The organism is Streptosporangium sp. NPDC087985 (genome assembly GCF_044741965.1).
Lineage (GTDB): Bacteria > Actinomycetota > Actinomycetes > Streptosporangiales > Streptosporangiaceae > Streptosporangium.
In genome coordinates, this window is sequence record NZ_JBIUTQ010000003.1 from 313,105 (window position 1) to 327,617 (window position 14,513).

Below are 14,513 nucleotides of genomic sequence, written 5' to 3' on the forward strand. Positions count from 1 at the left end.
GGGAGGAACGCCGCCCTTTCCCGTGTTGGAGGGTAAGTCCCGCCTTCGGGCGGGATTCGTGTTTTTCCGAGCAGAGATCGAGGGGGGTCCATGCCGCGTGTGCGTGAGCTTGAGCTGTTCCGCCTGGCCCTGCCGTACGGCAGGAGGCCGGAGAGCATCCTCGTCCGGCTCACCGACTACGGAGGCATGACCGGGTGGGGAGAGGTCGTCGGCCCCGGGCCGAAGACCTGGGCGTCACTGGAGGAGGGGCTCGGAGGGACGCTGATCGGCGTCGACTGGGAGCACCCCGACGAGCTGGGTGTCGTACCCGGCGGCTCGGCTGCCGACATGGCCTGCTGGGACCTGTGGGCGAGAATGCGCGGCGTGCCGCTCTCCCACGCGCTCGGCGGCAGCCGTACCTCGTTGACGGCCACCGTCAGGATCGGCGCCGAGCGCAACCTGGAGAGCCTGGTCGCGCGGGTGAACCGCCACGTCTGTGCCGGCTACGCCCACATCACCTTGGATGTCCACCCCGGCTGGGATGTCGAGCCGCTGCGGGCCATCCGTCAGGCCTATCCGGTGCTGAGCATCGCGGTGGACGCCCGCGGCGCCTACACCGACCTCGGCGCTCTTGAGGCGCTGGACGCCTACTCACTCTCGTCCATCGAGCGTCCGTTCGCCAACCTCGCCGACCACGCCGAACTGCAGGAGCGCGTCGCCGCCCCGGTCCTGCTGGAGGTGTCCTCGCTGGCCGAGCTGGACGAGGCGATTCTCGTGAACGCGGGCCGGGCGCTGCTGCTGCGCCCGGACGTCCTGGGCTCCCTGGGTGAGGCGCGGCAGGTGCACGACCACGCCGTGGAGGCGGGATGGGAGATCGCCTGCGCCGGCGGCCGGGGTGCCGGCCTGGTCCGGGCGGCCACGGTCGCCGTGGCCAGCCTGCCCGGCTGCACCCTCCCTTGCGACGTGGCCGAGCCGCCGCGCAGCGCGCAGATCGTCACCCCGCCGGTCGGCGCCTCCGGCGGCGTCGTGGCCGTCCCACTCACCCAGCCGGGCCTCGGCCACACCGTCGACGTGACCCGCGTCCGCCGTCTCGCCAAGGACTCCTACGCCGCTTAGCCGTCGCCCGCGCGGATTCACCGGTCTACCAGGGGAAGGCGAACAGGCTGTAGTAGGCCGCGGCGACCAGGAGCAGGCCGGTGCCGCCCAGCACCCCGGCGATCGCGGCGCGCTGCGTACGGCTCGGCCGCCAGCTGTCCCGCAGTCCGGAGACGACCGCCGCCACGGCCGTGATCTCCTGCACCAGCATGAGCACGGCCAGGATCCGGATGACCAGCCACCCGGCGAGCACCGCCGGCCAGGCTCCGGCCTGGTTGACCGAGAACAGCACCAGCAGCGTGATGAACGCCAGCACCGACACCAGCAGTCCGAGCCCGGTCCACGCCATCCGGCGGAACCGCCGCCGGATGGGGGGCCAGATCACGACGTTGGCCTCGGCGGGCAACTGCCGGCCGCGCAGCCGCAGCACCATCTCGGCCACCGGGCCCACCACGTATCCGACGGCGGCCAGGCAGAGCGTGAGCCCGAGGACCGTGCCCCCGGCGTACCACGGGGCGTTGGGGACCTCGCTGGCCTCGTAGCGCTGGACCGGGGTCGCGCCCGCGATGTGCACCGGCGGCTTGGCCGTACCGGGCAGGCCCCTGACCCAGTTGGACAGCGTCTCCAGGTAGCCCGGCACGAACGGCCCGCCGTGGACGCGCATGCCGTGGTCGGCACCGGCGAGGTAGCGGATCGTGTAGTCGGCGTTGCCACCCTCGGTGAGCGCGTCGGTCAGCGCCTGGCTGCTCTCCACGAACGGGATCGACGGGTCGCGCGTGCCGTACAGGGCCAGGACCGGCTGGTGGATCCGGCGCAGCGCGGGCATGCCGTCGTAGCGCAGGAAGTTCATGTTGACCGCGCTCATCGCCCGGATGATCAGGTCACGCACCCCGCCGGGCGCGTGCAGCCGGTCGAGCTGCTCGCCCAGCGCCCAGGTGACCTGCCGCATGGGGGAGACGTTGGGCGCCGAGACCAGCACGGTGAACCCCACGTCGTCGCTCTTGGCCGCCGCGATCGGGACCACCCAGCTCCCTTCGCTCACCCCCCAGAGTCCGGTCCGGGCCGGGTCGACGTCAGCGCGCAGGCGGAGGCGTTCCAGGACGCGGAGCGCGTCGTCGGCGAGCAGCCCGAAGTCGCGGTTGCGGAAGTCGTAGCCCACGGTCCGCTTGTCGTAGGTGAGCGTGACGATCCCCGTTCTGGCCAGCGCCTCGGCCTGCGTGGTGAACTCACCTCGCAGGCCGGCCCCGGCCCCTTGGACGAAGACCAGGGCGGGGTGCCTTCCGGGGGTGAGCGGTGCGCGGACCGTGGCCTCAAGGGTGGTGTCCCCGACGTCGACCGTGATGTCCTGCGTGATGATCTGCCCGGCAGAGGAGAGGGGCCTGACCTCGGCGGGCGGCTGGGCGGGCAGGGTCTGGAAGATCGGGTCGGCGGTCAGCGGCGGCGGGTCGAAGGGGGGCGGCAGTATGTAGCCCACCGTCGCGAGAGCCAGCAGGATCAAGCCCGCGGCCACGCTCACAACGCCTCGGCCAACCTGCACGCCGATCCGCTCCCCGATCGTCGCCTGTCTCCTGAGGATCGTATGCCGGTATCGTTCCCTCTGATCATCAAGCCTACCCACCGCCGGGGTATCACGACAGAGGAGTGAGGGCGGTGTGGTAAGAGTGGACGCATTTACGGCTGAGGCCTGTTAGCTTCAAGCGATATGCGCGTGCTGCACACATCGGACTGGCATCTGGGCCGTTCGTTCCACCGTGAGAGCCTCCTGGCCGCCCAGGAGGCCTTCGTCGACCACCTGATCGAGACGGTCAGGGCCGAACGGGTCGACGTGGTCGTCGTCTCCGGCGACGTCTACGACCGGGCGCTGCCCTCGGTCGACGCGGTGGACCTGTGCAACCAGGCCCTGCGGCGGCTGGTCGCCGAGCGCGTGCGCACCGTCCTGATCAGCGGCAACCACGACTCGGCGCGCCGTCTCGGCTTCGGCGCCGACCTCATCGACGCCGCGGGCGTCCACCTGCGCACCGACGCGGGACGGGTCGGAGAGCCCGTGGTGATCGACGACGTGGCGTTCTACGGCATCCCCTACCTGGAGCCCGAGCTGGTACGCGGCCCCTGGGAACTGCCCGAACGTACCCACACCGCCGCGATCGACCATGCCATGTCCCTGATCCGCGCCGATCTCAGCCGGCGGGGGCCCCGGGCGGTGGTCCTGGCCCACGCGTTCGTGACGGGAGGGCAGGCCAGTGACAGTGAGCGCGACATCAGCGTCGGCGGGGTCGCCCACGTCCCGGTCTCGGCCTTCGACGGCGTCGACTACGTGGCACTGGGTCATCTCCACGGGCGCCAGAGGATGAGCGAGACCGTGCGCTACTCCGGATCGCCGATCGCCTACTCCTTCTCCGAGGTGGGTCAGGTGAAGGGCTCCTGGCTGGTGGAGCTCGGCTCCGAGGGACAGGTGAGCGCGGAGTTCGCCGAGGCGCCGGTGCCCCGGCCGGTCAACCGGCTCCGCGGCCGTCTCGACGACCTGCTGGCCTCGGCCGAGTACGCCTCCTATGAGGACCACTGGCTCCAGGTGACGCTCACCGACCCGATCCGGCCGAAGAGCGCCATGGAGCGGCTCAGGTCGCGTTTCGAGCACACTCTCGCGCTCTCCTTCGAACCCGAGGGCGGCGTCAGGGAGATCGCGGCGCGGCCGAAGCTGGCAGGGCGCCCCGAGATCGACGTCACCCTCGACTTCGTCAGGGAAGTGCGCGGCGAGGCGGCCGACGCCGACGAGACCCGTTTGATCCAGGAAGCCGTCGAGGCCTGCCGTACCAAGGAGGCGATGGCGTAGATGCGCCCGCACCGTCTGTGGATCAGCGCGTTCGGTTCCTTCCCCGGGGACGAGGAGGTCGACTTCGACGCCCTGGCCGAGGCCGGGCTGTTCCTCATCCACGGCCCCACCGGCGCGGGCAAGACCACTGTGCTGGACGCGCTCTGCTACGCCCTCTACGGCAGGGTGCCCGGCAAGCGCGACAGCGCCAAGAGCCTGCGCTGTGACCACGCGCCCCCGAGCCGGGGACCCAGCGTGGCGCTGGAGGTCACGGTCAGGGGGCGGCGGCTGAAGATCACTCGGTCGCCCGCCTGGCAGCGCCCCAAGCTCAGGGGGACCGGCACCACGAGGGAGAACGAGAAGGCCCTCCTGCAGGAGCTGACCCCCTCGGGGGAGTGGATCGGGCTGACCACACGGGTCGACGAGGCCGGGGAGCTCATCGGCACTCTGCTGGGCATGAACGCCGACCAGTTCTTCCAGGTCGCGATGTTGCCTCAGGGGGATTTCGCCAGGTTCCTGCGTGCCGACGGCGAGGAGCGCCGCAAGGTCCTGGAACGTCTCTTCTCCGTCAGGATCTACGCCGCGGCCGAATCCTGGCTCGCCGACAGGCGGACCGAGGCCCATCGCGAGCAGCAGGCCCTCCGCAAGGAGGTGGACTTCGCCGTCAAGCGGCTGGAGGAGGCCGCCGGCCCCGATCTCCTCGCGGCCCTGGCACCCGAGGCCTCCGGATCCGGGGACGCCGGACCGGCGGAGCTCCCCGATCCCGCCGGAGGTGACGCGGGCCAGGCCGCCGTGGTCTCCGCGGAGGACGACCCGCTGGCCTGGGCCCGTGCACTGGAGGAGTTGGCCGCCGGAGCGGTCGCCGGTATGAGCCAGGACCACGGCGAGGGCGAGGTTGCGGTACGGCGGGCACGCGCGAGGCTGGAGCAGGGCACCGCGCTGATCGAGCGGCGCCGTCGTCACGCCGAGGCGCTGACGAGGAGCCGGGCGCTGGAGGAGAGCGCCGAGGAACGGGCGGACCTGGAGGTCATCCTGGCCGAGGCCGCCCGCGCCGATCGGGTGCTGCCCCTGATCCAGGGAGCCGAACAGCGGGCCGAGGCCGCGGCCAAGGCCCACCGGCTGGCCGCCGACGCCCTCGCGCGGGCGCTTTCCCTTCTCGGCGGAGGGCCGGAGGACACCACCCCGGACCATTTGGCCACGCTGGAGCGCGACCGCCAGCGCGAGATCACCCGGCTGGGCGAGCTGCGCGGTGAGGAGGCACGTCTGGCGACGATCGTCCAGAACCGGGAGAAGTTCGGTCACGAGATCACCGAGCTGACCGCCGCCCAGGTCGAGACCGACGCCCGCCTGGCACTTCTTCCCGGCCTCCGGCACGACGTGGACACCCGCCTTACGGCCGCACGCCTGGACGCCGCCCGGATCCCGGCCGCCGAGTCGGCGGAGGAGGCCACGGCCGCTCGCCTGCGGGCGGCGGAACACCGCGACGGCCTCGCCGTCGCCCTGGCCACCGCCCGCGACGACCGGACGGCCAAGCTCTCCGCCCTGGCCGTCCGCGATGCCCTGCCTGCCGACCTGCTGGCCGCGGCCGTCCAGGACGGACCGTCTGCGGGCCTCCCGGTCCCGGCAGCCCACGACGGCCTGTCCGCCGTTTCGGACGAGGCCGAGGTCCGCGAGCTGCTCGCCGTACGTGAGCGTGAGCGCAGGGAGGAGCTTGTCGGCCTGGAGGGACTGCGCGCCGACGAGGCCCGGCTCGCCGAGCTGGCCGGGCTGCTCGCCGCGCTCGACACCGAGCTCCGCGACGCGGCCGTTCAGGAGTCCGCACTCGGCGAGACCCAGGAGAGACTGCCCGTGGCCTTGGCGGACGCCTCGGCACGCCTGGCCGCCGCCAGGGACCGGGCGGCCAGGATCCCCGCCGCCCAGGCGGCGGTGGACACCGCCGCCGCCCGGCTCGACGCCGTCCGGCGGCGCGACACCCTCCACGGCGAGCTGGAGAGCGCGCGCACGGCCCAGACCGAGGCCACCGACCACGCCCAGCGGCTCCGTGACCGCCACCTGGACCTCCGCCAGGCCAGGATCGACGGCATGGCCGCCGAGCTCGCGCGTAAGCTCGCCCCCGGCGAACCCTGCGTGGTCTGCGGCTCACCCGACCACCCGGTCCCGGCAGCCCCGGCCGACGAGGCTCCCACCGCCGAGGACGAACGCGCCGCCCAGCACGCCTACGACGACGCCGACGGACGGCGCCGGGCCGCCGAGAACACCGTCGCCGCTCTGGCCTCGCGACTGGAGGAGGCCTCCGCCGTCGCCGGTGAGCTGAGCGTCGGCCAGGCCGAGGAGGCCCTCGCCGAGGCCACGCGGGAGCTGGAGACCCTGACCGCCGCCGCCGACGAGGAGAAGACGCTCAGCGCGGAGGCGGACCGTGTCGCGGCCGAGCTGGAAGGCGCGAAGACCCGGGCCGTCGAGATCGGGCGGGTGCTGGCCGAGGGCCGTGCCCGCCAGACCGGGTGGCAGGCCGAACACGACCGGCTGACCGGCCGCCTGGATGAGGCTCGGGGCGCCGATCCCACCGTCCAGGCCCGACGTGACCGCCTCGCCGAGGACGTGGCCCTTCTCGGCGCCGCCCTCACCGTGGCCGCCCGCGTCGCGGACCTCGCCGCCGCCCACCGCGAGGCGGCCGAGACGACCGATCTCACCGTCGAGCGCGCGGAAGAGGAGTTGCGGGAGGCCGAGTCGGCCCTGGCCCGGTTGCGGGAGTCGGCCGGGGCCGAGCCGGCGCTGACGGCCGAGGCCGACCGGATCACGGGCGAGACCGCCGAGCTTCAGGAGCGTTCGCGTGAGCTCGCGGTCACGCTGGCCGCCCGCCGTACGGACATGGAGAAACTCACCGCCGACGCCGAGCGGCTGACCGCGCGCATCGACGAGGCCCGGGGCGAGGACCCGACCCTGGCCGCCAGACTGGAGCGGCTGTCCGAAGAGGCCGAGCTGCTCAGGGAGGCGGTCGAGGCCACCCGGGAGGAGCTGGTCACCGCCGGCGAACTCGCGACCGCCCAGGCCCGTGCCCAGGCGGCCGCCGTCGAGGCGGAGTTCCTGGGGCTCGACGACGCCCGCGCCGCGGTCCGCCCGCCGGCCGAGCAGGAGGAGAAGGCCGGGCGGCTCCGCGAGCTCGACAAGGAACGCGCCGCCATCGCGGCCGTGCTGGCCGATCCGGAGCTGATCGCCGCCGTCGCCGAACCCGAACCCGACCTCGACGAGCTGCGCCGCGAGCGAGACGCCGCCGACGCGGCCCACGCCGGCCTGTTGTCCGCCCGGCACCAGGCCGAGACCCGCCAGGCCCGGCTGACCGCGCTCCGCGCCGAGCTGGCCGAGTGCCTGGAGCGCTGGCTGCCCGCCGCCGAACAGCACCGCCTCGCCGACCGGCTCGCGGCCCTGACCGGCGGTAACTCCAGCGACAACCGGTGGAACATGCGGCTGTCGTCCTACGTGCTCGGCGAGCGTCTGCGCCAGGTGGTCGAGTCGGCCAATGAGCGGCTCGACCACATGTCGGGCGGGCGCTACCTCCTGGAACACAACCTCGGCCGTTCGGCGGGGGACCGCAGCAGGTCCGGCGGCGGGCTGGGCCTGCGGATCCTGGACGGCTGGACCGGCGCGGACCGCGATCCGGCCACTCTGTCGGGAGGCGAGAGCTTCATCACCTCCCTGGCGCTCGCCCTCGGCCTGGCCGACGTGGTCACCGCCGAGGCCGGGGGAGTGGAGCTCGGCACGCTCTTCGTCGACGAGGGGTTCGGCACTCTGGACGAGGACACCCTCGACGGGGTGCTCGACATCCTCGACGGCCTGCGCGACGGCGGCCGGGCCGTCGGCATCGTCAGCCACGTCGCCGAGCTGCGCACCCGAGTCCCCGCCCAGCTGCGCGTCCGCAAGGACCGCCACGGCTCCACCCTGTCCGTGGTCGCCTGACTACGGATCAGAAGGTTGGGGTTTCGAGTACCTCCGGCCGCACACATGCAAGAAGGCCCCTGAACAGGCATTACGCCGTCAGGGGCCTTCTTCGTTTCTTGATCGTTTGAGCTTCTTGCTAACACCCTTGCTAACAGGGTGGCTCCCGCTGCTTTCCGATCTCTCATACGGAGTGGGCGAGCGGTCCATGGCCGCGTAAATGACCGACTCCTCCCGTCATTGTGGATCTTGATGACGGGCGGAGTGAGCACGCCGCCATAGGTCGGCCAGGCCGTGTCCATCCGCTCACAGATGTCGATAAGTCTTGTACTTCCCAGTGAGCGAGGATACGGCGGCCTCCGCGACGTCTTCCCGGGATCCTGCGGCGCAGGTGGTGAGGAAGGCGTGCACGGGCTGCCCCTGCCAACCCGCCGCCGCCACGGCAGGCCAGAAACGGAGTCCGTCCTCAGGTAGCCGAGGAGCCAGAAAATCGAGGATTCGTCCGATGGTCTTGTCGTCGGGAACCATGTGCAGCATCGCCATCGCACGGAAAGCCCCGTCGATGAGCTGGTCGTTGCCGGTGTTGAGGCACCAAAGAATTGGGGTGGAGTTGTCGTCCTTCTGGTCCAACCGAACGAGCGCATCCCCGATCGCTGTATGGACCATGGTGGCCTTGAAGGGGTGACGCGCGAGTTCGTAGAGGTACGGCACCGACGCCCGATGGTCGCAGGCACCGAGCGCCATCACCAGGTGGTAGAGAGTCTCCCAAGCCTGAGGACCCCCGGTTTCGCGCCGCAACGCTTCCAGCAACGCCGGCCCCGCCGCTGGATCGGCGAGTTTTCGCAGCCGCTTGGCTCCCGACTGTCGGCGAGCTGCCGCGCGATCGGCAAGTCGTCCGATCGCCTCGCCAAAGGTGAGCGCCACTGATTCTCCTTCACCACTCGGTCAGCCGGCAGATCCGTTATTCGTCCTCGTCCTCATAGCGCCATTCCTCAATCGCCCAAGGCGCAGACCGCGAAGGCCTTCGGGCCGCGTAGCCGCAGGGCATGGTGGCGATGTCCGCCACGGTGGGGTCGCGGTCCACCACGTGCTGCACATGGCTGAGGGCCGAGGCCGCGGGATCGCTCGCGTTGGTGACCCCGTCCCCAATCAGCCAATCGTTCTCGTCGTCATGGATCACTACGAGTGCAGGAAGCTCGCCACTCGACACCGTGCGTTGAACGACGGCTCCCAGCTCGGGCGGAAATTTCCCGTCAGGGAAGGGAAACGGCACGTTCCTGACCAGCTGACTCATGGCAGGCAGTTTGCTATCCAGGTCTGACAGTCTCGGGCGAGAGTAATCGGGAGCATTCAGTGGCGATCGCGGTTGCGTCCATGGACGCGATGCGCAGCAGCACCGGACGGCAACACTGCTTTCATGATCGCACGCCACCAGTCCATAGCCACCGACTGCGCGGCGCCGCTGACAAAGTGGTTGTCCTTCCCTGAGGACCAAAGGCCAGGAATTCGGATCTTCCGGCCATGCAGATACACGAAGGCCCCTGAACAGGTCTTAGCCTGCCAAGGACCCTCGTGTTTCCTCGATCGTTCAGACAGCTTCACTCCCCTTCGTGTGGCACATCGGTGAACGCCTTGGTCGAGTGACCGAGAGATTCGACGACGAGGACCCTGCTCAGTGCATGGGGGCGGAGTTCGTCTTCGAGACGGGAAGCGTACTCGCGTGGAGTTTCGGCGGCGATCTCCATATGGCCGACCGGTGAGCCGGCAGAAAACCGAGCCCACTGACTCGGTGCTCCCTGCTGAAGCAGGCGCTCAAGCTTTCGGCGACGGCCCCACCTAGGCTGGATCACTGTGCAACGACTCGCGCTCTTCGACCTGGACAACACCCTCATCAACCTGGACGAGGCGTTCCAGACATGGGCCAGGGAGTTCACCAACGAGCACGACCTTGGGCGCGAAGCGGCTGACTGGCTGCTCGACCTGGACCGAGCCGGCTACCCACATCGTGAAGTCTTCTTCGCCAAGGTCCGCGACCACTTCGCCTTGCCCCAATCGGCCGATGAACTGTGGAGCCGCTACCGCCAGCGCATGCCATACCTCGTCCGCTGCCGTCCCGCAGTGATGGACGCTTTGTCCCAGCTCCGCACGTCGGGCTGGAAGGTGGCCATCATCACCAACGGCATGGCGGACAACCAGCTCGGCAAGATTCAGCGGACGGGACTGGCCGAGGCTGTCGACGCCTATGCGCTCTCAGGGGTCGAAGGCATTCGTAAGCCCGACATCGGGTTGTTCGAGGTCGCGGCCCAGCGTTGCGGTATGGCTCTCGAAGGCGGGGGATGGATGGTCGGTGACAACCTCATTGCCGACATCGGTGGGGGACAGGCGGCCGGGCTGCGTACGATCTGGATCGACCGAGGCACTTGGGGCGGCCACGATCACCGCGCGGATCATGTCGCCACCGACGTGCTTCAGGCCATGGAGATCCTGCACAACGAGCGGTGATCGAGCGACCAAGCCGCAGCCCGGCGAGGAGTGCCGTACAGCAACCTCGTACAGCAACATCGTCTTACACGATCACACGCCACCGACCCGCATCTACCACTCGACCAGGGCGTGAGCCTACCGACCTGGGACGTGCCGTTGACTCGTAATGAAGGGGTCTGGGGTTCGATTCCCCAAGGCGGCTCCAGGTCAAAGGCCCTCACCGGGTTCCGGTGGGGGCCTTTTGCTAGCACCTTTGCTAACAGCGCTGTGGACCGGTGGTTTCTCCCGCACAAAGTGAGTGTCAAAGAATCGATCGATTCTCCAGCATGATCCCAGCGTGGGGAGCTATGTGACCTGACTCTCCACCTGAGGTCAGCGACCGGCGGGGCTGGTGTGTTCGCCTGCCGAGGGCTTGTCTGGCGTGCGGCCGGTGGGGGCCTGGCTGGAGTGGCGGGTGCGGGCGGTGACCCAGTCGACGATGGCGGTGGCCAGGTTAAAGGCACTGACGGCTAGCGGGATCCAGACGGGCAGGTCGTGCATGAGGGGAGAGGATCACTCCAAGCCGTTCACATAGCCTGAGCCAGGTCTCATCGCGCGGTGCGCGCTCCAGGGCGAGCACAGGCTGAACCGGCACGGTATCCCCAAGGCGGTCGGCGTAGCGCAGGATTTGCCCAGGCCGTACCTGAGCTGTCGCTCTTCGTTCTCATCGCTCACACTCTTGACCTCGGCGACAAAGACCGTGCCGGCGACCTCATCGGTGCATGGGGCACATGACGGCTAGGGTTAGTCCGTGTGGTATATCGCGATCTTGTTTGCGATGATCGTTGGCACTCTCGCCATCGCCCGGCGCCGGTTGGTGATCGTCCAGGTGACCGGGCCGAGCATGCTACCGGTGTACCGTTCTGGAGATCGTGTGCTCATCCGCCCCGTGGTCGGCTCGAAACTCAGGCGGGGTCAGGTGGTGGTCTTCGAATCGGCGCTGGGAGGCCAATGGCGCACTGGTCCGCTGTCCGCCCCGAAGGATTCGAAGTGGCTCATAAAGCGTGTGGCCGCAATGCCCGGTGATCCGGTGCCGCCGAAGGTCACGCACGCGGTGAACGCCCCCGAGGGGGCGCTGGTCCCCAAGGGGCGGCTGGTCGTCATCGGCGACGGTCCGATGAGCGCGGACTCGCGGAACTGGGGCTATCTTCCGGCAGACCGGGTATTGGGTGTGGTCGTGTGCAGGCTTTCCCCGGCACAGCCTTCCAGGGGCGCGGCAGAGGGCTCCGACGTGAGCTCGTAGCCGCTGGCCTGCAGGCCGAACAGCCGCGCGTACTTCTGTCCCAGCGCCATGAGCTCGCTGTGGGAACCGCGTTCGGAGATCTTCCCCTCGCTCAGCACGACGATGAGGTCCGCGTCCCGCAGGGCTCCCAGCCGGTGTGAGATCAGGACGCTGGTACGGCCCGCCCGATGCCGGCGCAGTCCCAGGTGGACGGCGTGCTCGGCCTCCGCGTCCAGGCCGGAGCTCGGCTCGTCGAGGATGAGCAGATCCCGGTGGTGGCGCATCAGGGCGCGGGCCAGCGCCAGCCGCTGCCACTGCCCGCCCGACAGTGTCACTCCCGCCTGCCGCTCGTCATTGTCGCCGAAGAAGATCCGGCTGAGCAGCGTGTCGTAGCCCCTGGGCAGCGTGTCGAGCGTGTCGTGGATCCCGGCGCGCCGGGCGGCGGCCCGGATGGGCTCCGGATCGGCGCCCGCGGCCAGGTCACCCAGCATGATGTTCTCGGTGGCGGTGAGGTCGTACGACATGTAGTCCTGGAACACCGCGCCGACCCGTGCGCGCAGGTCGTCCGGGTGCACCTCACGCAGGTCCACGCCGTCCCAGTGGATGGAGCCGCGGACCGGGTCGTACAGCCGGCACAACAGTTTGACCAGGGTGCTCTTGCCCGCCCCGTTCAGGCCGACCAGGGCGACGGCTTGGCCGTGCGGGATGAAGAGGTCCACACCGCGCAGTACCCAGGGGTGCTCGTCGTCATAGCGGAACCACACGTCACGCAGCTCGATGCCCGCTCGCAGCGGGGGTAGTGCGGTGGGCTCCGCGGTCACCGGGAGATCGGGCTCGGCCTGGACGACGCCGATGTAGTGCCCGAACATCAGCAGGGCGTTGTGCGCGCTCGCCCACTGGCTGACGATCGAGGTCAGGGCCATCTGCACCCCGGCGACGGCGGCGACGAACACCGAGACGTCCCCCACGCTCAGACCTCCCGCCGCGGCGGCCAGCACGGCCCAGAACAGGCCGCCGGCCGCGACGGCGGCACCCAGCAGGGACAGCAGCCCCTGGCTGCGCAGCGTCCGCCAGTCCAGATCCCGCTCGGCCTCGTTGACGGTCCCGAGTTCCGTGAGCATCCGGGTGCGCAGGAAGTCGCCCAGTCCGAACAGCCGCACCTCCTTGGCCGCGTCGGGGCTCGTGAGAAGGGCGCCGTAGAAGATCTGGCGGCGCGTGTTGGAGCTGATGCCCCACATCGTGCGGGCCCTGCGGCGGCTCAGCGCGAGCTGTACCCGGGCCGACGGCAGCGCGGCGGCGATGACGATGACGACCATGACCGGACTGAGCACGGTCAGCGTGACGACGAACCCGAGCAGCGTCAGGATGCCCTGGCAGATCACCAGGGACGAGCCGACGATCTGCTGCGGAGCGTTCTGGCCGGCCTCATGGGCCAGCCGCAGTTCGTCGTGGAAGGAGGGGTTCTCGAAGCGGCTGAGCCCGGGGTCGGCGTTGACGGCCTGGAACAGCCGGTCGTAGATCAGTCTCTGCAGCCCCCGATGCAGCTGTCCCTTGAGGTACTCGGAAACATGCGGCAGGACGACCAGGGCCAGGCCCGCCACTCCGAGTGCGGCCGCGAGTGGGAGTAGGTCGCCCTGGCCCCCGCCACCCGCCAGCCTGTCGAGAACCAGCTTGGTCAGCCATGCGGTCGCCACTGGTGCCACCCCCATGAGCAGCACTATTGCCAGCGAACCCATCACGGCGGCCGACTGCGCCCGCCAGGCCAGCTCGACCGCCACCCGTCCGCGACGAAACAGGGAGCCCACCCCGGAGTCCCTCCCCGCAGGGTCTTCGGGATCCTTGAGGTCCCTCACGTGAGCGCCGCCAGCGGCAGCTCATCCGGGGTGAGCGCCGCGGCGGTGATCACCGCTCGGCCATCGATGAGATAGAAAGCCGGGAAGAACGACACCTGGAACGCCTTGCCCAGCGGTCCGTTCGGCGGCTCGACGACCATAGTCGCCACCGGGGTCAGGGCGGCGGCGAACGCACCGGCGTCCCCCTGATCATCCACGACCACCGCAAGCGCGCGTCCGGGCCCCAGAGACTCCGCCCGGGTGGTGAACTCGGGCAATCGCTCGTGACAGGCCGTGCAGGTGGTGGAGAACATCCCCACCAGGGTCGGTCCGGTGAAGAAGTCCCGCGACACCGTCGTGCCATCGGACGCGGCGGAGGTGAACTCGGGCAGGGCGGTGCCGGACGCCACGAGGGGCGGTCTCGCCGGCCGGTCGGCGGCGAGCTGGGCCGAATGCTCGCGGAGGCGGCGGATGACCGCCAGAGTCAACAGCAGGTTCACGGCGCACAGGGCTCCGACGAGGACTACGGCGACAACGAGGTACGACATCGGAATCCCTTCACAGGCCGGCACGCCCGGAGGTCGGCGGCGGCCCGGCGAACAGGTCGGCCAGATCGTCGAAGAAGACGATGGCCAGAGCGAGCACCCCGGCGCAGGCCATCCCGATGGCGACGCCCGCGGGATGTGCCTCACCCGGCGCGGTGAGTAGCTGGGCCGTACCCCCCGCCGCCGTTACGGTGAGCAGGACCGCGTTGCGGACCAGGTGCCTGCCGCTCAACGGGGTCGCCGTGGCGCCGAAGCAGCGGCAGGGCGTCCGTGCGCCGGAACGTAGGGTGCGCGCGATTCCCGCGCAGAACGCCAGCAGCACGGCGCCGGCCAGCACGAAACCGACCGGCGCCGTCCGCTGGACCGCCAGCAGCACGATGACGGCTACCTCGGAGCAGACCACCGCGGCGCTCACCAGGGTCGCCCCGCCCGCCGGAAGCGCCACCATGTCAAGCACGGAGGCGCGGAAGGCATGGAAGGCGCCCCTGCCGCGCACCTTACTGAGCACTGCCGTCAGGAAGACCGCAGCCAGTGCGCATCGGCAGGCCAACGCCACATACTGCATGACGATCACT

General features: G+C 70.2%; 12 protein-coding genes, 1 tRNA gene and 2 pseudogenes. 7 read left to right on the plus strand and 8 right to left on the minus strand.

The annotated features are described in order from the left end of the window. Positions 1-90 precede the first annotated feature (90 nt). A complete protein-coding gene (locus ACIN94_RS10270; protein ID WP_400702505.1) occupies positions 91-1,095 on the plus strand; it encodes an enolase C-terminal domain-like protein in 1,005 nt (334 codons plus the stop codon). 25 nt (positions 1,096-1,120) lie between these two features. Here the strand turns inward: ACIN94_RS10270 and ACIN94_RS10275 are convergent, their stop codons facing one another. Continuing rightward, positions 1,121-2,584 (minus strand): alpha/beta hydrolase family protein, encoded by a 1,464-nt coding sequence (locus tag ACIN94_RS10275; protein ID WP_400702508.1) that lies wholly within the window; start codon positions 2,582-2,584, stop codon positions 1,121-1,123. A 192-nt stretch (positions 2,585-2,776) separates the two neighbouring features. Here ACIN94_RS10275 and ACIN94_RS10280 point away from each other — a divergent pair, with 192 nt between their 5' ends. Next, complete coding sequence (locus ACIN94_RS10280) at positions 2,777-3,904, plus strand: exonuclease SbcCD subunit D (RefSeq protein WP_400702511.1); 1,128 nt, start codon at positions 2,777-2,779, stop codon at positions 3,902-3,904. Then, positions 3,905-4,387 (plus strand): annotated as a pseudogene (locus ACIN94_RS10285) (AAA family ATPase); the annotation flags it as partial. It lies immediately after the preceding gene. A gap of 1,304 nt (positions 4,388-5,691) precedes the next feature. Here ACIN94_RS10285 and ACIN94_RS10290 read toward each other — a convergent pair. Beyond that, positions 5,692-5,967 carry a hypothetical protein gene (locus ACIN94_RS10290; protein ID WP_400702514.1) on the minus strand — a complete coding sequence of 92 codons (276 nt, stop codon included), beginning with the start codon at positions 5,965-5,967 and terminating at the stop codon, positions 5,692-5,694. Positions 5,968-7,588: 1,621 nt separating this feature from the next. Here ACIN94_RS10290 and ACIN94_RS10295 point away from each other — a divergent pair. Both ACIN94_RS10295 and ACIN94_RS10300 read left to right on the plus strand, forming a co-directional pair. Then, positions 7,589-7,837: pseudogene (locus tag ACIN94_RS10295) on the plus strand (hypothetical protein); the annotation flags it as partial. Next, positions 7,791-7,879: transfer RNA gene (locus ACIN94_RS10300), tRNA-Arg, on the plus strand. The pseudogene ACIN94_RS10295 and the gene ACIN94_RS10300, both read left to right, overlap by 47 nt. Positions 7,880-8,122: 243 nt before the next feature. Here ACIN94_RS10300 and ACIN94_RS10305 read toward each other — a convergent pair. Continuing rightward, the gene (locus ACIN94_RS10305) at positions 8,123-8,740 is read right to left on the minus strand and encodes a hypothetical protein (protein WP_400702517.1); all 618 of its coding nucleotides are present in this window, start codon (positions 8,738-8,740) and stop codon (positions 8,123-8,125) included. 37 nt (positions 8,741-8,777) lie between these two features. After that, entirely contained in the window at positions 8,778-9,110 is a 333-nt protein-coding gene (locus ACIN94_RS10310) for a hypothetical protein (protein ID WP_400702520.1), read from the minus strand. 557 nt (positions 9,111-9,667) lie between these two features. On the opposite strand from ACIN94_RS10310, the gene ACIN94_RS10315 reads away from it, so the two are divergent. After that, a complete protein-coding gene (locus tag ACIN94_RS10315; RefSeq protein ID WP_400702523.1) occupies positions 9,668-10,318 on the plus strand; it encodes an HAD family hydrolase in 651 nt (216 codons plus the stop codon). A gap of 354 nt (positions 10,319-10,672) precedes the next feature. Here ACIN94_RS10315 and ACIN94_RS10320 read toward each other — a convergent pair whose 3' ends face one another. After that, positions 10,673-10,840 carry a hypothetical protein gene (locus ACIN94_RS10320; RefSeq protein ID WP_400702526.1) on the minus strand — a complete coding sequence of 56 codons (168 nt, stop codon included), beginning with the start codon at positions 10,838-10,840 and terminating at the stop codon, positions 10,673-10,675. A 277-nt stretch (positions 10,841-11,117) separates the two neighbouring features. On the opposite strand from ACIN94_RS10320, the gene ACIN94_RS10325 reads away from it, so the two are divergent. Continuing rightward, the gene (locus ACIN94_RS10325) at positions 11,118-11,582 is read left to right on the plus strand and encodes a S26 family signal peptidase (protein WP_400703048.1); all 465 of its coding nucleotides are present in this window, start codon (positions 11,118-11,120) and stop codon (positions 11,580-11,582) included. On the opposite strand, the gene ACIN94_RS10330 is transcribed toward ACIN94_RS10325, so the two are convergent. Genes ACIN94_RS10330 through ACIN94_RS10340 form a run of 3 tightly spaced genes read right to left on the minus strand, consistent with a single transcriptional unit; the run spans position 11,483 to position 14,503 of the window. Continuing rightward, positions 11,483-13,366 carry an ABC transporter ATP-binding protein gene (locus tag ACIN94_RS10330; protein WP_400702529.1) on the minus strand — a complete coding sequence of 628 codons (1,884 nt, stop codon included), beginning with the start codon at positions 13,364-13,366 and terminating at the stop codon, positions 11,483-11,485. The genes ACIN94_RS10325 and ACIN94_RS10330 overlap by 100 nt on opposite strands. A 44-nt stretch (positions 13,367-13,410) precedes the next feature. Further along, entirely contained in the window at positions 13,411-13,941 is a 531-nt protein-coding gene (locus ACIN94_RS10335) for a TlpA family protein disulfide reductase (RefSeq protein WP_400702532.1), read from the minus strand. Positions 13,942-13,951: 10 nt separating this feature from the next. Next, entirely contained in the window at positions 13,952-14,503 is a 552-nt protein-coding gene (locus ACIN94_RS10340; RefSeq protein WP_400703051.1) for a MauE/DoxX family redox-associated membrane protein, read from the minus strand. Between the last annotated feature and the right edge of the window lie 10 nt (positions 14,504-14,513).